Consider the following 24,460-nt stretch of genomic DNA (forward strand, 5'->3'; position numbering starts at 1 on the left):
TTCCTGACCTATGTCCCCTACTATTTATGATATTGCCAGGGTTGCAGGCGTATCAAAATCCACCGTATCACGCGTGCTGAATAAGCAAACTAATATCTCCCCGGAAGCGCGCGAAAAAGTGTTACGGGCCATTGAAGAATTACAGTATCAGCCAAACAAGCTGGCCCGCGCGCTGACCTCTTCGGGTTTTGATGCCATTATGGTGATTTCTACCCGTTCGACCAAAACTACGGCGGGTAATCCGTTTTTCTCTGAAGTTTTGCATGCCATCACCGCCAAAGCTGAAGAGGAAGGTTTCGACGTGATCTTGCAGACGTCGCACAATCCGGCAGAAGACTTACAAAAATGTGAAAGCAAAATTAAGCAGAAAATGATTAAAGGCATTATTATGCTAAGTTCGCCAGCGGATGAGTCATTTTTTGCCCAACTTGATAAATACGATATTCCTGTCGTGGTGATTGGCAAAGTTGAAGGTCAATATGCCCATGTTTATTCTGTCGATACCGATAATTTTGGCGACAGCATTGCGTTGACCGATGCATTAATTGAAAGTGGGCATCAAAATATTGCCTGCCTGCATGCTCCGCTTGATGTCCATGTTTCAGTGGATCGGGTAAATGGTTATAAGCAGAGCCTGGCTGCGCATAATATTGCAGTGCGTGATGAATGGATTGTTGACGGCGGTTATACCCATGAAACAGCACTGCAAGCCGCGCGGGAATTATTAAGCCAGTCACCGTTGCCTGAGGCAGTGTTTGCCACTGACAGCCTGAAATTAATGAGCATTTATCGTGCGGCGGCAGAGAAAAATATTGCTATTCCGCAGCAGTTAGCGGTGGTGGGTTATAGTAATGAAACGCTGTCGTTTATTTTAACGCCTGCGCCAGGCGGTATTGATATCCCAACACAGGAGTTAGGTCAACAAAGCTGTGAGTTATTATTCCGCTTAATTTCTGGAAAACCGTCACCACAGAATATTACCGTTGCCACGCATATGACGCTGAAATAAATACCAGCTACCTTGCCTGAATGCCGGATGCGATGCTAGCGCATCTTATCCGGCCTACATTTATAGTTCGGATAAAGTACTCGTGCCGCATCCGGCAATTTAGCCCATTATCAGAACGAGTAATTTACGCCGACACCTGCATAATGGAATTTATCGCTGTCGCCTTCGTCGTGATCCTGCCACTCAAACGCGTATTCCAGCGAAACGGAAAGCCCGTTCTGGAAATCATAACCGTAAAATAAACCTACACGGTTAAAATCATGGCCTTCACGTTCAATATCATCCTGCCAGTCCCAGTTACTCCAGCGATCCAGCCCAATGCGCGTATACGGCGTCACCGAGTGGTTGCCGAGCGTCAGCGGCAAATAGGCGCGAATTTCTTGCGTAGAAAACTCACCGTTATTGCGGCTGTCGTCCATATTAAAGCCGCGCTCGAGATAATAGTTCACTCGCAAGGCAACCGTTTCGTTGAAGGTATATTGCAGGCCTGTTTCCGTTTCGACTCGGGTATCAGCGTAACCGGTCGTGTTCAGATCGTTGGCAAATTTATACATCGATAACCAACCGTTGAAACGTAAATCGTCCGTCAGTTTCACATCCCAGTCTGGCGCGATTTTCCAGCGCTGCATATTCGCCGTGTCTTTACCCGGTTCATCAACGTAGTGATAACCATAATTACGGAAACCACCGGTCAGGCCGAAACTGAAATCATCGTTTTCGAGGAACTGATAATGCACCTCCAGCTCCGGGCGATCAAACCACGTTCCACGTTTACCCGCGCTATAATCTACCGGCCCTTCCTGATAATAGGCCAGAGCAATTCTCCACGGCCCGTTGGCGGCATTAAAATAGACTGAAGGCTCCGCCAGCCCATCCATATCTTCGCCATAACCCTCGACGTTTTCTATTTCGTACATCGCGCCGATATTAAAGTGCCAGTCGTTCTTTTCCTCGGCCTGTGCGCAGGCCATTCCCGCACACATCACCAGTGCGGTACAGGGTAATAACTTTTTCATTATTGTTCCTTGTATTATCCTGGGGGAATGCCTTCCCCCTGTATTTAGCGAAATGCTATTTCCGTTTCTGCATCAAAGAAATGACATTTCGTCATATCAAAATGAATAGTGATATTTTCTCCTGCATGATAATCATTTAACGCACCAGCACGGACCACTAACTCGTGCCCCCCAACCGTGGTGTAGAGCATAAATTCCGCACCGGTTAATTCTGCCACGCTAATTTTGGCGGAAATGTTATTTTCCTCTTGCGCGTCCGGATGAATATCTTCCGGACGTATTCCCATCACGATGGGCTTATGCAAACTTCCCTGTGTTTTCAGAACCGCTAATTTCTCTTCGGGAATGGTTAATTTAAGCGTTTCCGTAACGAATTTATCGCCATCGATCGTGCCACGAATAAAATTCATCGCCGGTGATCCAATAAATCCGGCAACAAACATATTCGCTGGTTGGTTATAAACCGTTTTCGGCGCACCAACTTGCTGAACAATCCCATCCTTCATAATCACAATCCGCGTCGCCATGGTCATCGCTTCGGTCTGATCGTGGGTCACGTAGATCATGGTGGTATTCAGCTTCTGGTGCAGCTTGCTGATCTCTGCGCGCATTTGCACGCGCAGCTTGGCATCAAGGTTAGAGAGCGGTTCATCCATTAAAAACACGCCCGCTTCGCGCACAATCGCCCGCCCGAGCGCCACACGCTGGCGTTGCCCGCCGGAAAGCGCGCCCGGCTTGCGTTTCAGGTACTCACGCAGGCCGAGAATTTGCGCCGCCCAGTTCACCCGCTCATCAATCACCTCTTTGGCGATTTTTTGCATCTTCAGGCCAAACGCCATGTTGTCGTAAACCGTCATATGCGGATACAACGCGTAGTTCTGGAACACCATCGCTATATTGCGTGCTTTGGCTGGAACGTCATTCATTCGTTTGCCGTCGATCAACAGATCGCCGCCGCTGATCTCCTCAAGCCCGGCAATCATGCGCAGGGTGGTCGACTTACCGCAGCCCGACGGGCCGACAAACACGATGAACTCTTTATCGGCAATTTCCAGGTTGAAGTCCTTCACCACATGCACCTGGTTATCGTAGATTTTTTGAATATGTTGTAACGAAAGCTGAGCCATGTTGATTCCTTTGCTATACGTTTTGCCAGAAGGCCGATAACCGCGGCCAGGTGAGTGATTCCGTTGAAGGCAACAGTAATTGCGCCCCGGTTAAGCCCGCGCCGATCCCCACCGAGCGCATACCGCTGGCGTTAATGGCGTCAATGCCCGCCTGCGCATCTTCAATGCCGATACATGCCTGCGGCGGCACGCCCAGCCCTGCACAGGCGGCGAGAAAGATTTCCGGGTCCGGTTTCGAGTTTTTAAGTTGGGAAGCATCCGCGTAGAAGGTGAAAAACTCGCGCAGCTCCAGCGCCGCTAAAATCGTCGGCGCATTCAGGGAGACAGAAGCCAGCCCAACCGGGATCTGCTGTGCACGGAGAGCTGCCAGCAAAGAGCGAATGCCGGGTAGAACAGCGTTGACCGTCAACTCGCGCAGTGAGTGGACATAGAGCAGATTTTTGCGATACGCCAGTTGCGCCCTCTCCTGCGAGTTAAAGTCGCCCTCTTTGCCCCCGTGTTGCAGAATGCGCCGCAGAGACTCATCGCGGCTGATCCCTTTTAGGGATTCGTTAAACTGCGCATCAATGCTGATGCCAATTTCAGCGGCAATCTGCTGCCACGCCTGGAAATGCAGATGCGCGGTATCGGTGATTACACCATCCAGATCGAAAATTACCCCTTGCAGTTTCATTCATCCTCCTGATGTGTGGTAGCGGTCCCATTGAAGGGCAAAATAAAATCACCCAAACAGAAAACAGATTCTTCAGCCACGGATATAAGCTGACCGTTCAAACGCAGTGAAACGGGCGCAGAAGTTCGAATCGCAATACGCTGCGCGTCGAGCGTGACCTGTAATTCGCAGCCCTGCCAGAACAGAGGGAAAGACAACTGTTGCCACTGCTCAGGTAACGCCGGATTGAGATGCAATTCACCGTCACGCACGCTCACCCCGGCAAAACCCTGAATCGCCCCCAGCCAGATAGCGCCAGTTGCGGCAGCATGGATACCATCATCACAACTATGCGGATCAGCACCAAGATCGATTTCAGTCCCCTCCCGCCAGAAGTGATATCCCTGCGCCAACAGGCCACAACGTGCGGCAACAATGCCGTGGATTGCTTTACTTAATGACGAGTCGTGAATGGTACGCGGTTCATAAAATTGCAGATTGGCGAGACACGATGCCGCTGAGAACTGCTCCGGCAGCATGTAATTGAGCATCACCACATCTGCCTGCTTGAGGATCTGCATTTCGTTCACTTCTGCGCGTGAATAATCCAGCAAAATGGTTTGCTTCCCCGCCGCCGCTTTGTATTTCGCCAGATTAATCGCTGGTTTCGCCATAAACGAATCATCCTGCGGCAAAACGCCGTCGGGCTGAGTTTCTGGTAGCCACAGTTCTTTGAGGAACATTTCGGCGCGATGAATAAACGCGTCGTCGCTACAGCCAAACTGGCGGGCAATACTCAGCGCCTGCTGGACGTTGTAATACGCCATATAGCTGGTGAAGGCGTTATTATTGACATGTTCGGTATATTCGTCAGGCCCAATAACATCATGAATTTCCAGACGGTCGTTAACCCTCACCGCGCGGCTAATCCAGAACTTTGCAGTTTCCAGAAGTAGCGCCATGCCTTCATGCGCAATGAAACTTTCATCCCCCGTGGTCTGCCAGTATTGAATAACCGCCCAGGCGATATCGGCCACCAGATGATGTTCCGCCTGCGCCGAGGCCACTTTTTGCCGCAGCCCGGTGCGAATGTTAATGGCGGCAAATTCCGGCGTCTCTTCTTCGCCGCTGCGCGCGCTTTCCCACGGAAATAGCGCGCCCTGCCAGCCGTTGCGTCGCGCTTTCTCCTGCGCGCCTGGCAAGTTGTGCCAGCGATAACGCAGTAAACTTCGGGCAACCGTCGGATCGCTAAACAGATGAAACGGTAACAAAAATACTTCTGTATCCCAGAAAACGTGGCCTTTGTAGCCTTCGCCGGTTAAGCCTTTTGCCGCAATGCTGCTGCGCTCGTCGTGGGCAGGCGTCATGATGCGCAGATGATAAAGCGCATAATCTAACGCTTGCTGATCGTGCGCTTCGCCGCCATTTACCGTGATACGACGTTTCTGCCACCATTGACGCCAGTTTTCTGTTGATACTGCAAGAAGTTGGTCGTAACTCTGCTGCGCGCACATTTCAAGCTGGCGAAGCGACGCGCTGCCCCACTCGTCTAAAACGGCTTGCCTGTCATCCCGCCAGTCGATCCACACCAGTTTTTGCAACGTCACTGTCTCACCTGCATGAAGCTGCGCACTGGTATGTTGCTGCAAACGGCGCTCTTTGGCGGTATAGCATTGCTGCACATCACCGCTCACCATACAGCAACAGCTGATGGCCACATCACTGCGTCCATCCTGGGTGGTGTAGATCCCCTGCATCAGATGCTGACCAAACACCCGCACCTGGGTTTCGTCGAGATGTTGGCGACCGTGGTTGGTTTGCGTGGCGTCGATACCTGTTGAAATCAGCACTGACGCGTCGGCGTCCAGTGGCGTAATAGTGATTTCCAGCACAATGAGCGGCAGTTGGTCTGCCGAAACAAAGCGACGGCTGGCGATGGTGTAACCTGTGCCGTTGCTGGTACGCCAGACAACGCTACGGCGTAATTCTCCACTGGCAAAGTCAAGTTCACGCTGCCAGGCTTCGCGGGATAACGAGAAAACCTCACCATTTATGGCAATCTCCATCCCCAAGATATCAGGCAGGTTCACCAGTTCGTTGATTTCACCTTTTCCCGCCCGATGATACAGCCCCGCCAGATACATCCCTCGCGTCTGGCGCGTGTAATCTTCTTCATGGCTGGCGCGAAGCCCAAGATAGCCGTTCCCCTGCGCCATCAGCGATGCATACTTGTTCAGGGTATGCTGGCTGAAATGGGGTTCTGATAACGTTACTGGCCTGGTCATAATTCCACACGCGTCCCTGTTTCTGCGGATTGATACAACGCCGCCACCAGTTGCTGGATGATGTACCCCTGCTCGGCGTCGGCTATCATCACGGGCTTGCCCTGTACGTGATTGATAAAGGCTTCCATGCTGCGCAAATGGCGGTTGTCGTCTGCCAGTTCCCGTTGCATCAGCGTCATTAATTCACCGTTGTTATCGGTGTAGATATGTGCTGGAAACAGCGTCGCACCGGCTTTATCACCACAAAAGCTGACGTTCATAATCGACTGTTCGCGGATGTTGAGTGCAAATGACGTTTCCAGCCACAGAATGCCGCCGTTATGAAATTCAATGGTGCCAAACAGCGAATCTTCGACGCTATAAGTTGCCGGATCCCACTCGCCAAATTGACCACAGCTCTTTTGCGTGCCGATCTTTTGAAAGCTATGCGCATTCACGCTTTTCACCGCCGGAAAGCCCAGCACATACATCGCAGCATCCAGCATATGAATGCCGATGTCGATCAGCGGGCCACCACCCTGCAGTTCTTTATTGGTAAAGACACCCCAGCCGGGAACGCCGCAGCGACGCAGGGCGCGGGCGGTGGTAACGTAAATCTCTCCCAAAACGCCGTTGGTCACCTGTTCACGCAGCTGTTGCGTATCGAGCGCAAAACGATGGTGAAAGTCGTAGGCCAGCACCTTGCCCTGTTTGCGCGCGGTATCGCACATTTCCCGCGCCTGTTCTGGCGTCATGGCGGGCGGTTTTTCGCACATCACATGGCAGCCCGCTTCCAGTGCCATCAGGGTATGTTCGTAATGAAAACGGTTAGGTGAGCAGACGCTAACCACATCAGGTTTCACCGCCAGCAGCATGGCCTGCGGATCGTCCCACACGGATGCATTACCGTATTTATCTGCCAGCGCCTGCGCCTGGGAAAGGCGGCTATCACAGACAGCCACCAGTTCCAGATCGTTGCGGGTGCAGTAGTACGAAGCATGAACCTTATCCGCCACCTGGCCTGCGCCTATTATCGCGACCCGCAGCGGAGAGCTTGTCATTGCACTTTTCACAAAGACCTCTTAGCAGGTACGCAACCAGGCCAACGAATCACGGTACGCCTGGGCAGGATCTTCTGCCCGGATACGCCCTTCATACACCACATAACCCTGATAGTTATCGGCGCGCAGCTGTTCAAACAGCGCGTGGAAATCGAGGGTGCCACTGCCCGGCTGGTAACGATGGTTATCGGCAATATGCACATGACCGAGCAGGTCACGGTTGTCGTGCAGCGCCTGCGCCAGGTTATCTTCTTCGATGTTCATGTGATAGAAATCGCCGATAATCTGCACATGTTTAAGATTGTTTTCGACGATGTAACGACGAGCATCGGCGAGGGTGTTGATCATATGATCCTGATAGCGGTTTAACGGTTCGAGATACACCACGGTTCCGGTACGCGCGGCGACCTGTTCCAGTACGCGCAGGGAATCACTCACCATTTTGCGGTCGCCGTCCAGGCTACGCGGCGAGGTCATCGGCGGTAAGCGGAAGGTAAACATGCCCCACGCTGCCGGAACGACGATGCCTTTACCCCCCACTTCTGCCAGCGCTTCGAGAATGCGTTCGATCTGCTTTAAGCCATTAAGACGACGCTCTTCGATAAAGTCACCAATCCAGCCGTCATAGCCACCGCAGGTGGTGGTCACCGGTAAACCAGTTTCTTTGATCGCCGCTTTGACTTCTTCGAGATTGTTGACCAGCAGTTTGCCGTCGATCTCAAAACCATCGAAACCCATCTCTTTGATATAACGAAATTTCTCCAGAATATTTTCCGGAAAGAACGCCTGATTCTGTGTGCCTATTTTCATTTTTTTTCATTCCTTTGAATTAAAACGTAACGCCCATTTTGATGCTCTGTTCCGGATGCTGGTCGACATACTGCATGTAGCTTTCCGGGCTATTGGCAAAGGTCACCACCGGGTCGATTAGATCTTCACAATTGAGATAACCGTTCATCAGCAGTTCCCAACAGGTTTCTTCGATACGCTTGCGGCTCCAGCGCGGATAATCCGGGTTCGGTTCGCTGCACGCGCGGGAGAAGACAATTTTGGCGTTATTGAAATGGGCTTCGCGTCCGAGGTTAAAACCTTCGGCAAACGGTTTGGCAAACGCAACATACGAGATGGTGCCGCCATAAGCCAGGCCGCGGAGCGCCGATTGCAGCGCGTCGGCGTAACCGCTGGTTTCGATAATCACATCGGCACCCTGCTTGCCGGTCAGCGTTTTGATCTCTTTACCTACGTCAGTGCCGATGGGGTTAAGGCAGAAATCCGCACCGTGGCGACGGGCAATATCACAGCGATGGGCGATAGGATCGACGCCAATTACCACCGATGCGCCAGCGCGTTTCGCCAGTTGGATGGCTATTTGACCAATCGCGCCAAGCCCTACCACCACCACAAAATCACCCACGCGCACGTTGGCATCGCGCACGCCGCTCATGGCAAACTGCGCCGGGTCGTAACAGACGGCGTTTTTCCAGGAGCTGCCTTGCGGCATTTTGCGCAGCTTGTAGTTATTCACCGCGTTAATGATGACCGTCTCGGAGAGTGGGCCGTAGCCGCATACGCTGTCGCCCACCGCGTAGTCGGTTACGTCGCTGCCGCACTCGATAATGTCGCCAACCACCATGTTGCCAAGCTGGAATTTGCCAAACTCAATGCCGCGCGGCGCATCTGCCGGACGCGGAGTGAACATCTGCCATTCACCGTTAAAGTCTTCATCGATAAACGGGCTGGCGGCGCGGAAGTCGACCACTTCCGTTCCGTGTTTCGGTGCGCCGAAACGCACGCGGATTTTCACTTCATTGGCTAAAATCGCCCGATCTTCATACTCAACCAGCGCAGCAACACGCGGTGCTGTGGCTACTAACTTTTTCATTTAAAACTCCTTGTAAAGAAACTGGCCGCTTTAGCCCTTCACGCCACCGGCGGTCAAACCACTCTTAATAAAACGTTCCGAAAGCGCATACATAATCACCACCGGCAATGCGGTCACCAGTGAGGCCGCCATCATCCGTCCCCAGATGTAATCTGGCGTACTGAACAGCGCGTTCAGGCCCACCGGTAAGGTGAAATTGCTGGCGCTGGAGAGGAAAATCGACGCAAACAGATAGTCGTTCCACGCCACCATAAAGCAGTAGACGAACACGGATATCAGCCCGGACATCGCCAACGGCACGGTGATGCGGAAGATAATTTGCAGACGGTTGAGGCCATCCATCATCGCCGCTTCTTCGATCTCATCGGGGATGGTGTCGAAGTAGCTTTTCAGCATAAACACGGCGGTGGGCAGAGTTTGCGTCACCATGGTGATGATCAGCGCCATCTCGGTGTCGTAAATGCCCAGCGCGGTGATGATTTTGAACAGCGGCACCACCAGCAAAATGCCAGAGAACATATACACCGTGTAAAAGCTGGCATTGATGGTCATCCGACCTTTAAAGCGCAGGCGGGAAAGCGCGTAAGCCCCAAGAATGCCGAGGAATACCGCCACCACGGATGAAACCACCGACACCACCAGACTGTTACGGAAGTAGTCGACAAACGGGAAAATCATCGGGTTAAAAATGTCGACGTAATGCTCCAGCGTCCACTGCTGCGGCAGCAGCGTAGGATGCAGTGAGATCGCCTCTTTCGCGCCCTTGAACGAGGTCATCAGCATCACAAAAAATGGAAACAGCGTGATGATGAGAAACAGCGCCAGCCCGCAGTAAAAACCGATGCGACTGAGTGTGCGTTTATTTGTTGCCATTGAGGTTCACCCGTTTCCTGGTCAGCAGAATGACAGCGAAAATAATGATGAAGAGCACCACCGAGATCGCCGCCGCTTTTCCTAAATCATTAAAGGCAAAGGCGGTTTTGTAGAGATATACACCGAGAATATCGACCTTGGTCGTCAGCAAATAAACATCCGCGAACATGTAGAACATCCAGATGGTGCGCAGGGTCACCACCGTCGCCAGGACCGGCATAATCGCGGGCAGCGTGACGATACGAAACCGTTGCCAGGCATTAGCGCCATCCATCTCTGCCGCTTCGTACAGCGATTTGTCGATGGTCTGCAAAATCGCCAGAAACGAGATAAAGGCATACGGGAAGTAGCGCCAGATGGCGAACAGCACCACCAGCACAAAGCTACTGCCCGGATTATCGAACCACAGCGGTGCCTGCTCATAGAGATGCAGAAGATCGACGCCGAGGTAGTTCACAATGCCGTAGCCGTTGTTGAACATGTATTTCCAGGCAAACACCAGCGAAATGGACGGCGTTACGTAGGAGAGGATCACCAGCGAACGCGCGGTTTTGCGCAGACGGAACTCGCGGTTGAAAAACATCGCCACTGCCAGCCCGAGCACGGTGCTGCCCGCCACCACCAGCGCGGTATACCAGACCGTCATCCACAGCGAGTGCCAGAAGCCGGGATCGGAGAGGATACGCACATAGTTACTCACCCCAACAAAGGTTGACTCGATGTTGGGATTGAGCGGCAGACGTAAAAAACTGATTTCGATATTCGACACCATTGGCCAGGCCACCAGACCACCCAGCAGTAATAAGCTGGGCGCGAGAAGCAGCAGCGCAAAGGGCATATCGGAACGACCTGAAAAAAGCCTGTTCATTGCGGATTCCTGTCCTGGGTTTAGTGCTGTTCGATCAGTTCATCCAGCTTTTTCTGGCTCGCTTGCAGCGTGCCAGGGAGATCGGCTTTACCCACGGTGACGTTATGCACCATGGAGCTCACCACGCCAGACCCCGTCACATCACCCATGCGGGTAAAGTTTTTATCCCCTACTGCACCAAAGACCTGAATATTTGGCAGTTCACCGATTAGCTGATTCGGTAGTTCACCCAGCGCCTTAATAACGTCGTTGTCTTTCCAGGTGGCGGTAGTGACAACCGCTTTATTCACCGGCAGCGCAGCACCTGGCGACATCATCACCCAGTCGGCAATGTTGTCTGCCTGCTCCATAAAGGTGACAAATTTTTCTGCTGCTTCCGTCTCTTCGGTCTTTTGCCCGGCGGTAATGGTCAGCGAGGTCAACATGCCGTAGACCGCAGAGTTTTTCTCGGTTGGCACCACGAAACCGACGTTTTTCGGGTCGCCTTCTTTAATCACAGCCGGAAGGATATAGGTGGAGTAAATCGCCATCGGCGCGGTGCCGTTCATAAAGGCGTCTTTCACTTCCATGATGTCGTTAGAACCCGGCATAGTGTTGGCAGCAAGGTCGCGGTAATAGGTCAGTGCCTGCATCATCTCTGGTGTATCAAGGGTGATTTTGCCTTCGGCGTTAAAGACGTTAGCCTGGTTGGATAACGCAAACTGGGAGAAGGATTGTTCCGTCAACACGCTTTCTGCTGTAGGCAGCGCAATGCCGTATTTTTTATTCGCCGGGTCATTCAGTTTCTGTGCAACGTCCAGCAGCTGTTGCCAGTTTTTCGGCTCCTCAAGCCCCGCTTTTGCCAGCACATCTTTGCGATACCAGATACCGCCAATCCAGGCGCTGACAGGAACACCGGTCCATGCGCTACCATCTTCGGTACGCACAATACGCAGTACGCCATCGTAAAACGCGCCTTCACCAACGTTGCTGATGACTGTGGCAACCGCTTTGCGATCGATAAGCTGCTCTTTGTCCATCACTTTGGCGTAGTCATGGCTGGTTTCTATCACTTCCGGCAGCGAACCGCTACGTGAAAGAGTAATGACTTTAGTGTTATAGGCATCTTCTTCCACGGGCACTTGCTTAACGGTGATGCCAGGGTTTTCTTTTTCAAAACGGGCAATCAATTTACTGATAACGGCCTGGCGCTCCTGCTCCACCGAAGAATGCATAAATTCGATGGATACATTCGTTTTATTTTCTTCTTTACAGCCTGAAATCAGGGCGCAGGAAACCAGTGCTGATAACAGCACGATTTTTGATTTAATCATGAGATGTTCCTTTTTATTTAATCCACATAACCTGCCAGGGGCGCAGCGTTATTTCATTACCCAATATATCAACTTCACTAATCAGATCCCGACCATGCAGATTAGTAATATTTACATGCTGAATATTTTTACTGACATTAAACAATCCAGTCAGACAATTACCATCAGCGTTACTTCTTTGAATACGCATTACGGATGAATTAATCGTATCGATGGTAAAATTATTATCCGGATGAAACTCGTTATGGCTGCGACGAAGTGTAATTAAACGCGACAACTCATGATATACCGCATGCCTTAATGTAGCTTCATCGTTCAGTTCTCGGGTTATCTCTTTACTGTGATATTTTTTACGGTTAATCGCACGGTTATATCCGAGTTTTTCGACACCTGCGTAATCATTACGCGAGCCAAGAATACTTTGAATATATATCGCTGGCACACCGGGGAAACTTAACAAAATCGCATGGGCGAGAATAAACCTGGCGCAACGTTCTTCATCGCTACTCTCACGGCGGCTTAACGCATCCATATAGGTCACATTTATTTCATACGGACTGCGTGTACCGTCGGGATTATTTTTCCAGTTTACTAATGCACCTTCCTGCTGTAACGCCTCGACCAGCTCTAATATTTCGCTTTCAGGCAACAAGCCCCGTAGCGGGTTTAGCCCGATGCCATCGTGAGAGGCGAGGAAGTTAAACCAGGTGGTGTTGCTGGAAGGTAGTGTCAGGTTTTGCGCCCACGCACAAAGCGCCTCAACGTTCTGTTTTTGCACCGCATGCAGCACCAGTGGCGGCAGCGAGAACTGGTACACCATATGTGCTTCGTCATCGCCTGCGCCAAAGTAAGCAATGTTGTCTTTATGCGGAACATTGGTCTCGGTAATGATCACTGTACCTGGCGCAACGTTATCAATAATCGACCGTAACAGTTTGATAATCAGATGTGTTTTTTCCAGATGGATGCAGCTTGTTCCCGGCTCTTTCCACATAAAGCCAACGGCATCCAGGCGGACATACTCAGCACCTTTCGCAAGGTAACAGAGTAAAACATCCACCATCGCCAGCAACACTTCAGGGCTACGGTAATTCAGGTCAATTTGATCGTCACTAAAGGTGGTCCATAAATGGCGCGTTGAATGATCGCGCATCTGGAATGGCGTTAATAACGGTAACGCACGCGGGCGAGTGACGGCGCTGAGATCGGTTTGCGGGTCAACGGCAATAAAAAAATCTTCAAAACCTGGATGCTGTTGTAAATAGTTTTTAAACCATTCACTTTTTGCCGACATATGGTTGCAGACAAAATCAAACATTAAATGACTGCATTCACCGAGTTGCTGAATATCCTGCCACTCCCCCGCTTCACTGGCGACCTGATGATAATCAATTACCGAAAAGCCATCATCAGATGACCATGGATAAAACGGCAACAAATGAACATGTGAAAAAATGCTTTGCAGCCATTGATGGTAAAACTGATTAAATGTGGGTAATGGTTTTAAATCATTGCTGTGAAATTGATCGGCATAGGTAATTAACACGACATCACTTTCATCCCAGTGTTTTTTACGTCGCTGTGTAATTAATCGTTTCGCACTCTCAAGACGCGTTACAAGTTTCTGTAAATGAGTTGCGGTAAATGTTCCACCGTAGATTTCGTCCAGGTAATCCGTAATTTTCTGTTTCATGTTGCCTTTCCGTGGTAGCGGTCCCATGAAACGAGAGACTACTCCGCAGAAAATAAACTGTCAATTGAGCACAAGGGTTTTAGTCACGCAGGAAATCATTTTTTACCAGGGAAAAAGCGTATTTGTGAGCTGACGCAAATAATCTATGGGGATGTAAATAAGGTGTGACAGAAAAAAAACGGCGCATAAGCGCCGCTCATGGTGAATTCTTTTAACCTTTGACCTTCGGCATTGCGATGTCTTTCAGGCCACCGGCGTTCTCAACGTGGGTATATCCCATCTCGCTAAGGATCTCTTTTGCTTGCCCTGACTGGCGTCCGGCATTGCAATACACTTTCACGGTGTCGTTTTTATCCGGAACGGCGGTGGCAATGCGCTCTTTCACTTCCTTCAGGGGAATATTGATGGCCCCCTGAACGTGCTCTTGCTGATACTGCTCTGGAACACGAACATCGATCCAGTGTTCAGCGGCGAAAACGGGCAGTGAAAACACCAGTGCCAGAGCAAGTAAGCCTTTTTTAAACATGTAAGCGTCCTTCTATGGATGAAAATTGCCATCCATTATACGCCTGAGATTTAACAATTTTTGCGAAACTCCCCTCACCTTTTATAACGCTGTGCCAGTTTATTAGCAGCCCGACTTAACAGCGGTTCCAGCGCCACAGCCAGCAACATTTTCAGCGGTCGGCGAGCAACTGATTTTATCGCCCAGCCCGCTACACCCGCCGGGCCATAGCGCAGTGCGGTAAGAAGTACCAGCTTGCCTGCTAATTTGAAACCAGGCTTTACCTTTTGCCCGGCCTGTTGCCAGCGAGTATTCATAACTTTCCTCACAGTTGACGGAAACGGCTACGTAACGTGAAAGTATCGGAAGTGACATAACGTTCCATCTCGCGTAAACGCGTTTCACTTGCCGCCAGTTCACGGTCGACTTCATCCAGCAATTCGCTGCTGGAAGGTAGCTGCTCACCAAAGGCCATGTTGTCCGGCATTGGATCAAGCGCAAATGACAAAATGATGTAAGCAACCAGGGTAAACAGCGCCAGACCGAAGAAAATCGACAGCACCACCAGGATACGCACCAGTTTTGCCGGTACATCAAAATAGTTGGCAATCCCGGCGCAGACGCCGCGGACCATGCCCTGCTGTGGAATACGCCATAATTTTTTATTGAGATTAATGCCCGCCATTAGCGATCCCTCCAGTTCGGATGTTCTGCATCAAGAATAGATTCCAGCGCCTGAATACGTTCGCGCATCCGTTTTGCTTCATCAGCCAGTTGCGCTAATCGCTGCTGCTCACTTTGCGACAATTCACTGCGACCAGAACGATTGCTGTAATGCAGCCATAACCAGATCGGTAAAACAAACAGCACAAAAATGGTTAACGGAATAGCCAGAAATAGCGCGCTCATAAGTACTCCTTAGACGATGAGCGGCGGCGCGTTCGGACGCCGCCTGGATGTTATTATTGATTGTCTTGCTTCATTTTGGCTTTTAATTGTGCCAGTTGTTCGCTGATTGCATCATCGGCTTTCAGTTCGGCAAACTGATCGTCCAGCGATTTTTGTTTACCGAAGCTGTGGCTTTCTGCTTCCGCTTCCATCTGGTCAATACGACGTTCGAAAGATTCGAAACGAGCCATTGCTTCATCCAGTTTGCCACTGTCCAGCTGACGACGCACATCGCGCGACGAGTTTGCCGCCTGATGACGTAACATCAATGCCTGCTGGCGAGCGCGTGTTTCGCTCAATTTGTTTTCCAGCTCACCGATCTCTTTCTTCATGCGTGCCAGCGTGTCGTCCACCAGCGTCACTTCATGTTCCAGGCTCTTAATCAGATCGGTCAGTTTCTGTTTTTCAATTAACGCTGCACGTGCCAGATCCTCTCTCTCTTTCAGCAGCGCCAGTTCGGCTTTTTCCTGCCATTCAACTTCACGCGCCGACGCTTGTTCAATACGGCGAGTCAGCTGTTTCTTTTCTGCCAACGCGCGCGCCGAAGTAGAACGTACTTCAACCAGTGTATCTTCCATCTCCTGGATCATCAGACGAACCAGTTTCTGTGGATCTTCCGCTTTCTCTAACAGAGCGTTGATGTTGGCATTCACGATGTCGGCAAAGCGAGAAAAAATACCCATAATGTTGTCCTCTTGATTTCTGCGTTCAGGATTGTCCTGCTGAACTGTTAATACAATTTGCGTGCCAATTTTTTATCTTTTTGATTTATAAAGATCTGATTGAAGAATCAACAGCAACATGCCAGGATGAGTTAGCGAATTACACTAACAAGTGGCGAATTTCATCATGGCAGAATACAAAGATAATTTACTTGGTGAGGCGAACAGCTTTCTCGAAGTGCTGGAACAGGTTTCGCATCTCGCACCGCTGGACAAACCGGTGCTCATCATCGGCGAACGCGGCACCGGTAAAGAGCTGATTGCCAGCCGCCTGCATTATCTCTCCTCCCGTTGGCAAGGGCCGTTTATTTCCCTTAACTGCGCGGCGTTAAATGAAAATCTGCTGGATTCCGAACTGTTTGGTCACGAAGCGGGGGCGTTTACCGGTGCGCAAAAACGTCATCCTGGGAGATTTGAACGTGCCGACGGCGGTACGCTATTTCTTGATGAACTCGCTACGGCACCGATGATGGTGCAGGAGAAATTATTGCGCGTGATTGAGTACGGTGAACTGGAGCGCGTTGGCGGCAGCCAGCCATTGCAGGTGAATGTGCGGTTGGTATGCGCGACGAATGCCGATCTCCCGGCGATGGTCAATGAAGGCACTTTTCGCGCTGACCTGCTCGACCGACTGGCTTTTGATGTTGTACAACTGCCACCACTGCGCGAGCGCGAAAGCGACATAATGTTGATGGCAGAACACTTTGCCATCCAGATGTGTCGGGAAATCAAGCTGCCTCTGTTCCCGGGGTTTACGGAGCGCGCCAGAGAAACATTGCTGAATTATCGTTGGCCGGGAAATATTCGTGAATTGAAAAACGTGGTGGAACGTTCAGTGTATCGCCACGGCACCAGCGATTATCCGCTTGATGACATCATTATTGATCCCTTTAAACGGCGTCCGCCTGAAGACACTATCGCCGTTTCAGAAACCACCTCGCTTCCAACACTGCCGCTGGATTTACGTGAGTTTCAGATGCAGCAGGAAAAAGAGTTGCTGCAACTCAGTTTGCAACAAGGGAAATATAACCAGAAGCGCGCGGCTGAATTACTGGGGTTAACTTATCATCAGTTCCGCGCGTTGTTGAAAAAGCACCAGATTTAGCGAAGTTGAGCAATACAACTTGCCGGATGCGGCGTGAATGCTTTATTCGGCATACATAATCAATACGTCGTTTGCAGGCCTGATAAGCGCAGCGCATCAGACATTATTGCGTTGGGCTATTAATCGCTCAGCGCATCCTGCAAAATTTTCATTGCCGCATCGAATTGCGCATCCGGTATGGTCAGCGGATACAGGAAGCGAATCACGTTGCCGTATGCGCCACAGGTCAGCAGGAGCAGCCCCTGCGCCAGCGCGCGTTGCTGGATTTTCTGTGCAATCGCCGCTGACGGCTCGCCCGTTTGCGGATCGTTAAACTCTGCCGCAATCATCGACCCCAGGCCGCGTACCGCAGCAATGGCCGGAACGCTTTCTTTGGCATCAATCAACGTGTTTTTGAGACGCTGGCCCAGTTGATTCGCGCGTTCGCAGAGTGATTCTTTGTCGATAATATTGAGCACCGCGTGCGCGGCAGCCACCGCCAGCGGGTTCCCGGCGTAGGTGCCACCCAACCCGCCCGGCGCGGGCGCGTCCATAATATTCGCGTTACCGACCACGCCCGAAAGCGGCATCCCGCCCGCGAGGCTTTTCGCCATCGTCATTAAGTCCGGCTTATCGGCGTAATGATCCATGGCAAACAGTTTACCGGTACGCGCAAAGCCGCTTTGCACTTCATCGGCAATCATCACAATACCGTGCTCGTCGCACAGGCGGCGAATGGCGGCAACCAGCTCTTTTGGCGCAACGTTGAAACCGCCCTCGCCCTGCACCGGTTCGAAAATAATGGCCGCGACCTGCTTCGCTTCGATGTCTGATTTAAACAAGCGTTCGATGGCGTCGAGGGAGTCCTGTGTTGAAATGCCGTGTAAATCTGACGGATAAGGTACGTGATACACCGAACCAGGGAACGGGCCGAAGCCGATTTTGTACGGCGCAACTTTTCCGGTCAGCGCCATGGTCATATATGTACGACCGTGGAAGCCACCGCTAAACGCAATCACGCCAGGTCGTCCGGTATGGGCGCGAGCAATTTTCACCGCGTTTTCCACCGCTTCCGCACCGGTAGTGAAGAATGCGGTTTTAGCCTGCCCGCTCACTGGGGCAAGGGCGTTAATTTTCTCCGCCAGCGTGACGTAGCTTTCGTACGGCACAATCTGATACGCCGTGTGGGTAAACTGTTGCAATTGCTGCTCCACCGCCGCGACCAGATCAGGGTGGCGATGCCCGGTATTCAGCACCGCAATGCCTGCGGCGAAATCGATGTATTCGTTGCCCTCTACGTCCTTCAGCGTAGCGTTTTCTGCCGACTGGGCGAAGAAGTTACACATCACGCCAACCCCGCGTGGGGTAGCAGAAAGACGACGCTGATGGAATTCATTGTTGCTCATGTTTCACACCTTTTGACTCTTCACTGTTAATCGGAAATTAAACGCCCAGACGATCGCGCAGGCTGTAATAAGCCGCGCCCATCGCGGTAAATGGCACGCGCAGCGTGCGCCCGCCGGGGAACGGGTAATGCGGCAGATTGGCGAAGGCATCGAAACGTTCGGCGTCGCCGCGCAGCAGTTCGGCAATCAGACGCCCGGCAAGATGGGTACAGGTGACGCCGTGGCCGCTGTAGCCCTGCATGTAATAGATGTTGGTATCAAGGCGACCGAACTGCGGCATGCGCGACAAGGTCAGCAGGAAGTTGCCCGTCCAGCGGTAATCAATTTTCACGCCCTTCAGCTGCGGGAAGGTTTTCAGCAGTTTCGGCACCACAAGGCGCTCAACGTCATCCGGGTCGCGCGCGCCGTAGACCACGCCGCCGCCGTACAGCAGGCGGTTGTCGGCGGTAAGACGGTAGTAATCAAGCAGATAGTTACAGTCTTCCACACAGTAGTTTTTCGGGATCAGCGAACGGGCTAAATCTTCCGACAGCCGTTCGGTGGTGATCACCTGCGTGCCGCACGGCATGCTGCGTTTCGCCAGTTCCGGCTCTACTTTATCGCCCAGATACGCATTCCCGGCGACAATCACATACTTCGCCGTCACCTGACCTTTGGCAGTTCGCACAACGGCTGGCGTGGTGTGCTGGATCTGCGTCACGGCAGAAAGTTCATACACGCGCCCGCCGTTGAGGCGGATGGCGTCCGCTTCGCCAATGGCGAGGTTTAGCGGATGAATATGCCCACCGCTGTGATCCAGCAGCGCACCAGTGTAGCGATCGCTGGCGACCTCGCGGCGAATAGCGTTGGCGTCCAGCAGCTCCAGCTGTTTATTGCCGTAGCGTTCCCAGTTCTCTTTCTGCTCTTCGAGTGTGGCGAGTTGTTTATCATTCATCGCCACAAACAGACCGCCGGGACGATAGTCGCAGTCAATCTGATAACGTTTGATACGTTCGCGGATGATCTCGCCACCCTCGAACATCATGCTGCCGAGCATACGGGCGGTGTCCATGCCGTAGTTTTTTTCGATCACGTCGATGTCGCGGCTGTAGGAGTTCACAAGCTGCCCGCCATTGCGTCCGCTTGCGCCGAAGCCGATGCGTGAGGCTTCAAGAACCACCACGTCAAAGCCCGCTTCCGCCAGATGCAGCGCGGAAGAGAGCCCGGTATAGCCGCCGCCGACCACGCAAACGTCGCAGGAAATCGACTCATTCAGCGTGTCGAATGGCGCGTATTTATTCGCACTGGCGGCGTAGTAACTGCTGGTATGTTCGGTCATTTCAGGCCTCCAGGCTTATCCAGATGGTTTTCAGTTCGGTGAATTTTTCAAGGGCATGCAGGGATTTGTCGCGACCGTTGCCGCTCTGCTTATAGCCGCCAAACGGCACGGTCATATCGCCGTCGTTGTAGTTATTGACGAAGACGGAACCAGCCTTCAGGCGGCGGCTCATGCGGTGCGCGCGGGAGAGGTCGCGCGTCCATACCGCCGCGCCAAGGCCGTACTGGCTGTCGTTGGCAAGCTGTAGCGCCTGGTCTTCTGATGTGAAACGCGTGACCACCAGCACCGGACCGAAAATCTCTTCGCGGCTTAAGGACGCATTCGGGTCTACATCCACAAAGATGGTCGGGCCGATGGCGGCAGCCAGCTCAGCGTTACGACCATCCAGCAGCAGTTGCCCTTTGCTTTCGCCTTCCCGAATAAAGCTATGGACCGAGTCGGCGTGGGCGCAGTCGATTAAGGTGCCCATGGTGGTTGCGGGATCAAGTGGATGGCCCGGCTGCCAGTTTTGCGCCTGCTGTTTTAACAGGGCTAAGAATTCATCGGCGATGCTCTCTTCCAGCAACAAACGCGTTCCGGCGATGCACACCTGGCCCTGGTTGTAGAAGATGCCTGCGGCGGTGGCGCTTGCCGCTTTTTGCAGATCCGGACAATCGGCGAAAACGAGGTTGGCGCTTTTGCCGCCCGCTTCCAGCCAGACGCGTTTCATGTTGCTGTCGCCCGCATCTTTCAGCAGCTGTTTCCCGGTACGGGTTGAACCGGTAAAGGCAATGGCGTCGATATCGTTATGACGCGACAGCGCCTGCCCCGCTTCATGACCAAAACCCGTTACTACGTTCAGTACGCCATCCGGCAGACCTGCTTCTTTCGCCAGCCCCGCGAGACGAATCGCACTGAGCGGTGATTTTTCAGACGGTTTTAGAATCACGCTGTTTCCCGCCGCCAGCGCCGGGCCGAGTTTCCAGCAAGTCAGCAGCAGCGGGAAGTTCCACGGCACGATGGCGGCAATTACGCCGACCGGTTCACGCACGATCATCGCCAGCTCATGGCTACTGGTGGTCGCCACTTCGCCATACACTTTGTCGATCGCTTCGGCGTACCAGCGAATGGCGCGCGCCGCGCCGGGAATATCATCACGCAGACTGTGACGAATCGGTTTGCCGGTGTCGAGAGTTTCCAGCAGTGCCAGCTCTTCGGCGTGGGCTTCCATTAAATCGGCGAGTTTATTCAGTACAGCTTTACGTTTAGCCGGAGAAGAGAGTGACCAGTCGCCGCGTTCAAATACGCCGCGTGCTGCGCTCACCGCACGGTCGATATCGACGCTCTTGCCGCGGGCAATTTTGGCCAGCGGTGCCTGGGTGACCGGATCAACGGTTTCAAAGGTTTCATTTTCCGCCGCAGCAGTATATTCACCGTTAATAAATAAGCGGGTTTCAATGGCGAGACTTAACGCTTTATCCTGCCAGTAAGCCAGATGATGAAAATTCATTATGACTCCTGTTTCACGTCTATCAGATATATGCAGTTTGTGAACGTCGGGGCGCAGAGATCCCCAGGCCGTATGCCCGTTTATTTCTGGCGACATTCTTTATGGATTGCCGGGCGCATTGCGCTTACCCGGCTTACAGAACAAAAAGATTAAAACGTGGTGGGCGTATGGGCGCTGATAATTCGGCAAATACCTGCCGACGTATTACTGAAACTGTGCGGGATGCCGGTATTAATGGCATAACTTTGCCCCGCGACGAGGTGGTAATCCTGACCATTAATCGTCAGAACAATTTCACCTTCCAGTACAGTGCCTATTTCCTCACCCTGATGCTTAATTCTTTCCCCAGTGGTTGTGCCCGGCTGGTACGTTTCAAAGATCATCGCCAGCGTGCGATTCGGGTTACCGTTATGAACCAGCTTCATTGACACACCCTGACTGCCCATCTCAATTAAATCGTCCTGATTAATGACGACCTGCGGCTCATCAGGTTTTTCCGGCTCGGAAAAGAATTCCGAGAGTGACAGACCATACACCTTCAGCAGCTTTTGCAGCGTACTGATGGCAGGGCTGACTTTATCTTGTTCTATCGTACTGATAGCACTGTGAGTCAGCCCGGAGAGTTCGGCGGCACGACGTTGTGAAAGCCCCTGCTGCTGGCGGATTTCCGACAAGCGTTTTCCTGGCGCCAGTCCCTCATCACTCATATTTGCATTTCCTTAAACTGTAGTGGTCAGAGTCGCTGTTTTTCAGCGATATGGTGCTGACAAGCGGTGATAAAGCCCTCGAACAATATACGCGAAAGCGCGTACTCGCTACTGTTCCATTCCGGGTGCCACTGTACGCCCAGCGCAAAAGGATGATTGATGACGCTAACCGCCTCAACTAAGCCATCCGGCGAGCGAGCTTCAACACGCAACCGTGGGCTAACGACCTTCGCCCCTTGTCCATGCAGAGAGTTTACCCAAAAGTTGCTACATTCAGGTAACAACGCCGACAGTAATCCCCCCTCTTCAACCTGAACTTCATGCGACGGCGCATATTGCTGCTCCACCGGCAGTTCGGGATCTTCCCGATGTTCCAGCAATTCAGGCTGTTCGCACAGCTTGCGATGCAACGAACCACCGGTTGCCACCACCAGTTCCTGTAAACCCCGGCAGATGGCGAAAATGGGGATGCGCCTTTCGAGTGCGGCATTAATTAACGCCATGCTCAGAAGATCACGCCCGGGATCGGCGTCAGGCTCATCGCCGTTTTCACCATATAGGTGCGGCTGCACATTGCTGGGACTACCAGGAAGATAAATGCCATCGAGTTTCGGCAAAAGTTGTTCAAGTAACGACGGTTCCGCCAGCGCATGTGGTAGCGCAATTGGCAAGCCGCCTGCGTGGATGATGGCATTCAGGTACTTTTCTTGCAGAGTCTGGGTCGCATGACCCTTAAGCCTGTTCCTGCACATTACGACACCGATAACCGGATTGTTCATTATATTTTCCATGCTCAATCTCACAAAGTGGACTAAATTATCGCCATTACTGCGGTTTAAATGACCTTTATGTTCAATATTTTTTCAATCTAGCAGTGGGTTTTCATTTTTGCAAACTCAATTTAACATTTGACAAACATTTAGTTTGCATACAGATTCGAATGGTGGTCATTATATTTTACGCTTTGATAACGAGCGGAAAACAAACCAAAGGCGAAGAATCATGGAAACCAATATCGTTGAAGTAGAGAACTTTGTTCAGCAGTCAGAAGAGAGGCGGGGTAGCGCCTTTACGCAGGAAGTGAAACGCTACCTGGAGCGCTACCCGAATACGCAATATGTTGATGTTTTACTTACTGATTTGAATGGTTGCTTCCGTGGAAAACGTATCCCTGTTTCAAGCCTGAAGAAGTTGGAGAAAGGGTGTTATTTCCCGGCCTCGGTGTTTGCAATGGATATTCTGGGCAACGTAGTAGAAGAAGCGGGTCTGGGTCAGGAAATGGGCGAGCCGGATCGTACTTGTGTTCCTGTTCTCGGTTCCTTAACCCCTTCTGCCGCCGATCCAGAGTTTATCGGTCAGATGCTCCTGACCATGGTCGATGAAGATGGCGCTCCCTTTGACGTTGAGCCGCGGAACGTTCTTAACCGCCTGTGGCAGCAGCTACGCCAGCGCGGATTGTTCCCGGTTGTAGCGGTAGAGCTGGAGTTCTATTTACTGGATCGTCAGCGCGACGCTGAAGGGTATCTGCAACCGCCCTGCGCGCCCGGCACCGATGACCGCAATACACAAAGCCAGGTTTACTCCGTTGATAACCTCAACCACTTCGCCGATGTGCTCAATGATATTGATGAACTGGCGCAGTTACAGTTAATTCCCGCCGACGGTGCGGTCGCCGAAGCCTCGCCGGGTCAGTTTGAAATCAACCTTTACCATACCGATAACGTGCTGGAAGCCTGCGATGATGCGCTGGCGCTAAAACGCCTGGTGCGTCTGATGGCAGAAAAGCATAAGATGCACGCCACTTTTATGGCGAAGCCGTATGAAGAGCACGCGGGCAGCGGAATGCATATCCATATCAGTATGCAAAATAACCGTGGCGAGAACGTGCTTTCTGACGCGGAAGGCGAAGATTCGCCGCTGCTGAAAAAGATGCTCGCCGGGATGATTGACCTGATGCCGTCATCAATGGCGTTGCTGGCACCAAACGTGAACTCGTATCGCCGCTTCCAGCCGGGAATGTATGTGCCGACGCAGGCGTCGTGGGGCCATAACAACCGCACCGTCGCCCTGCGTATTCCGTGCGGCGACCGTCATAATCACCGCGTGGAATATCGCGTGGCGGGTGCCGATGCCAACCCATATCTGGTGATGGCAGCGATTTTTGCCGGTATTTTGCATGGCCTTGATAACGAGCTGCCGTTGCAGGAAGAAGTCGAAGGCAACGGGCTGGAACAGGAAGGCTTACCCTTCCCGATTCGCCAGAGCGATGCCCTGGGTGAGTTTATCGAGAATGATCACCTGCGCCGCTATTTAGGCGAACGGTTTTGCCATGTGTATCACGCCTGTAAAAATGATGAGCTGTTGCAGTTTGAGCGCCTCATCACAGAAACAGAAATTGAGTGGATGTTGAAAAACGCGTAATTCCCCATGCGGGGTTGTTTCATCGGCCTGAGCGGAGCCAGGCCTGACATTTGCTGGTAATCCAGACATTTCCCGGATGTCGCGTTATGGAGCGCAGGCGGC

24 protein-coding genes are annotated in these 24,460 nt (G+C 52.1%); 3 read left to right on the forward strand and 21 right to left on the reverse strand.

Translation table 11 applies throughout. From position 1 onward, the window contains the following. Nucleotides 1-10: 10 nt before the first annotated feature. The gene (locus tag E0D98_RS00345; protein WP_000075377.1) at nt 11-1,009 is read left to right on the forward strand and encodes a LacI family DNA-binding transcriptional regulator; all 999 of its coding nucleotides are present in this window, start codon (nt 11-13) and stop codon (nt 1,007-1,009) included. A 110-nt stretch (nt 1,010-1,119) separates the two neighbouring features. On the opposite strand, the gene ompG is transcribed toward E0D98_RS00345, so the two are convergent. The 16 genes from ompG to pspA form a co-directional block, all read right to left on the reverse strand. Next, on the reverse strand, nt 1,120-2,025 hold the full coding sequence (gene ompG, locus E0D98_RS00350) for a monomeric porin OmpG (RefSeq protein WP_000735236.1): 906 nt from the start codon (nt 2,023-2,025) through the stop codon (nt 1,120-1,122). Nucleotides 2,026-2,069: 44 nt separating this feature from the next. Continuing rightward, nucleotides 2,070-3,152, reverse strand: coding sequence for an ABC transporter ATP-binding protein (locus tag E0D98_RS00355; RefSeq protein WP_047086934.1), 1,083 nt, complete (start codon nt 3,150-3,152; stop codon nt 2,070-2,072). Between the two features lie 13 nt (nt 3,153-3,165). Next, nucleotides 3,166-3,825, reverse strand: coding sequence for a beta-phosphoglucomutase (pgmB, locus tag E0D98_RS00360; protein WP_000775787.1), 660 nt, complete (start codon nt 3,823-3,825; stop codon nt 3,166-3,168). Further along, the gene (gene ycjT / locus E0D98_RS00365; protein WP_000198014.1) at nt 3,822-6,089 is read right to left on the reverse strand and encodes a kojibiose phosphorylase; all 2,268 of its coding nucleotides are present in this window, start codon (nt 6,087-6,089) and stop codon (nt 3,822-3,824) included. The genes pgmB and ycjT overlap by 4 nt, the downstream gene beginning before the upstream one ends. Next, nucleotides 6,086-7,141, reverse strand: a complete 1,056-nt coding sequence (locus E0D98_RS00370; RefSeq protein WP_000833563.1) for a Gfo/Idh/MocA family oxidoreductase — start codon at nt 7,139-7,141, stop codon at nt 6,086-6,088. The genes ycjT and E0D98_RS00370 overlap by 4 nt, the downstream gene beginning before the upstream one ends. A gap of 9 nt (nt 7,142-7,150) precedes the next feature. After that, nucleotides 7,151-7,939, reverse strand: a complete 789-nt coding sequence (locus E0D98_RS00375) for a sugar phosphate isomerase/epimerase (RefSeq protein ID WP_001315450.1) — start codon at nt 7,937-7,939, stop codon at nt 7,151-7,153. 19 nt (nt 7,940-7,958) lie between these two features. Beyond that, nucleotides 7,959-9,011, reverse strand: coding sequence for a zinc-binding alcohol dehydrogenase (locus tag E0D98_RS00380; protein ID WP_000737347.1), 1,053 nt, complete (start codon nt 9,009-9,011; stop codon nt 7,959-7,961). A gap of 30 nt (nt 9,012-9,041) precedes the next feature. Beyond that, nucleotides 9,042-9,884 (reverse strand): carbohydrate ABC transporter permease, encoded by an 843-nt coding sequence (locus tag E0D98_RS00385; protein WP_000224659.1) that lies wholly within the window; start codon nt 9,882-9,884, stop codon nt 9,042-9,044. Beyond that, the gene (locus tag E0D98_RS00390) at nt 9,871-10,752 is read right to left on the reverse strand and encodes a sugar ABC transporter permease (protein WP_001080790.1); all 882 of its coding nucleotides are present in this window, start codon (nt 10,750-10,752) and stop codon (nt 9,871-9,873) included. Before E0D98_RS00390 ends, E0D98_RS00385 begins: the two co-directional genes overlap by 14 nt. Before the next feature lie 20 nt (nt 10,753-10,772). Beyond that, nucleotides 10,773-12,065: an ABC transporter substrate-binding protein gene (locus E0D98_RS00395; RefSeq protein WP_000597458.1), complete on the reverse strand. Its 1,293-nt coding sequence runs from the start codon at nt 12,063-12,065 to the stop codon at nt 10,773-10,775. Nucleotides 12,066-12,078: 13 nt separating this feature from the next. After that, entirely contained in the window at nt 12,079-13,758 is a 1,680-nt protein-coding gene (gene ycjM, locus E0D98_RS00400; protein WP_000810500.1) for a glucosylglycerate phosphorylase, read from the reverse strand. 211 nt (nt 13,759-13,969) lie between these two features. Continuing rightward, on the reverse strand, nt 13,970-14,284 hold the full coding sequence (gene pspE / locus E0D98_RS00405) for a thiosulfate sulfurtransferase PspE (RefSeq protein WP_000473109.1): 315 nt from the start codon (nt 14,282-14,284) through the stop codon (nt 13,970-13,972). A gap of 74 nt (nt 14,285-14,358) precedes the next feature. Continuing rightward, nucleotides 14,359-14,580 carry a phage shock protein PspD gene (gene pspD, locus E0D98_RS00410; RefSeq protein WP_001295585.1) on the reverse strand — a complete coding sequence of 74 codons (222 nt, stop codon included), beginning with the start codon at nt 14,578-14,580 and terminating at the stop codon, nt 14,359-14,361. An 8-nt stretch (nt 14,581-14,588) separates the two neighbouring features. After that, on the reverse strand, nt 14,589-14,948 hold the full coding sequence (gene pspC, locus E0D98_RS00415) for an envelope stress response membrane protein PspC (RefSeq protein ID WP_000907382.1): 360 nt from the start codon (nt 14,946-14,948) through the stop codon (nt 14,589-14,591). Beyond that, complete coding sequence (gene pspB / locus E0D98_RS00420; RefSeq protein ID WP_001274963.1) at nt 14,948-15,172, reverse strand: envelope stress response membrane protein PspB; 225 nt, start codon at nt 15,170-15,172, stop codon at nt 14,948-14,950. Before pspB ends, pspC begins: the two co-directional genes overlap by 1 nt. Before the next feature lie 53 nt (nt 15,173-15,225). Further along, nucleotides 15,226-15,894, reverse strand: a complete 669-nt coding sequence (gene pspA, locus E0D98_RS00425; protein ID WP_000511025.1) for a phage shock protein PspA — start codon at nt 15,892-15,894, stop codon at nt 15,226-15,228. A 166-nt stretch (nt 15,895-16,060) separates the two neighbouring features. Between pspA and pspF the strand changes: the two genes are divergently transcribed. Beyond that, the gene (pspF, locus tag E0D98_RS00430) at nt 16,061-17,038 is read left to right on the forward strand and encodes a phage shock protein operon transcriptional activator (protein WP_001326311.1); all 978 of its coding nucleotides are present in this window, start codon (nt 16,061-16,063) and stop codon (nt 17,036-17,038) included. 119 nt (nt 17,039-17,157) lie between these two features. Here the strand turns inward: pspF and puuE are convergent, their stop codons facing one another. From puuE to puuD, 5 genes are all read right to left on the reverse strand, one after another. Continuing rightward, on the reverse strand, nt 17,158-18,423 hold the full coding sequence (gene puuE / locus E0D98_RS00435; protein WP_000069226.1) for a 4-aminobutyrate transaminase: 1,266 nt from the start codon (nt 18,421-18,423) through the stop codon (nt 17,158-17,160). 37 nt (nt 18,424-18,460) lie between these two features. Then, nucleotides 18,461-19,741, reverse strand: a complete 1,281-nt coding sequence (gene puuB / locus E0D98_RS00440; RefSeq protein ID WP_000134826.1) for a gamma-glutamylputrescine oxidase — start codon at nt 19,739-19,741, stop codon at nt 18,461-18,463. Nucleotide 19,742: 1 nt separating this feature from the next. Further along, on the reverse strand, nt 19,743-21,230 hold the full coding sequence (puuC, locus tag E0D98_RS00445; protein ID WP_001009140.1) for an aldehyde dehydrogenase PuuC: 1,488 nt from the start codon (nt 21,228-21,230) through the stop codon (nt 19,743-19,745). Nucleotides 21,231-21,379: 149 nt separating this feature from the next. Beyond that, complete coding sequence (puuR, locus tag E0D98_RS00450) at nt 21,380-21,937, reverse strand: HTH-type transcriptional regulator PuuR (protein ID WP_001278727.1); 558 nt, start codon at nt 21,935-21,937, stop codon at nt 21,380-21,382. Between the two features lie 26 nt (nt 21,938-21,963). Next, complete coding sequence (gene puuD, locus E0D98_RS00455; RefSeq protein ID WP_001307158.1) at nt 21,964-22,728, reverse strand: gamma-glutamyl-gamma-aminobutyrate hydrolase; 765 nt, start codon at nt 22,726-22,728, stop codon at nt 21,964-21,966. A 211-nt stretch (nt 22,729-22,939) separates the two neighbouring features. On the opposite strand from puuD, the gene puuA reads away from it, so the two are divergent. Further along, nucleotides 22,940-24,358: a glutamate-putrescine ligase gene (gene puuA / locus E0D98_RS00460; protein WP_001296746.1), complete on the forward strand. Its 1,419-nt coding sequence runs from the start codon at nt 22,940-22,942 to the stop codon at nt 24,356-24,358. The last annotated feature ends 102 nt before the right edge of the window (nt 24,359-24,460 follow it).

The sequence above is a fragment of the Escherichia sp. KCJ4928 genome (assembly GCF_004352695.1).
In the GTDB taxonomy this organism is placed as follows: domain Bacteria; phylum Pseudomonadota; class Gammaproteobacteria; order Enterobacterales; family Enterobacteriaceae; genus ECMA0423.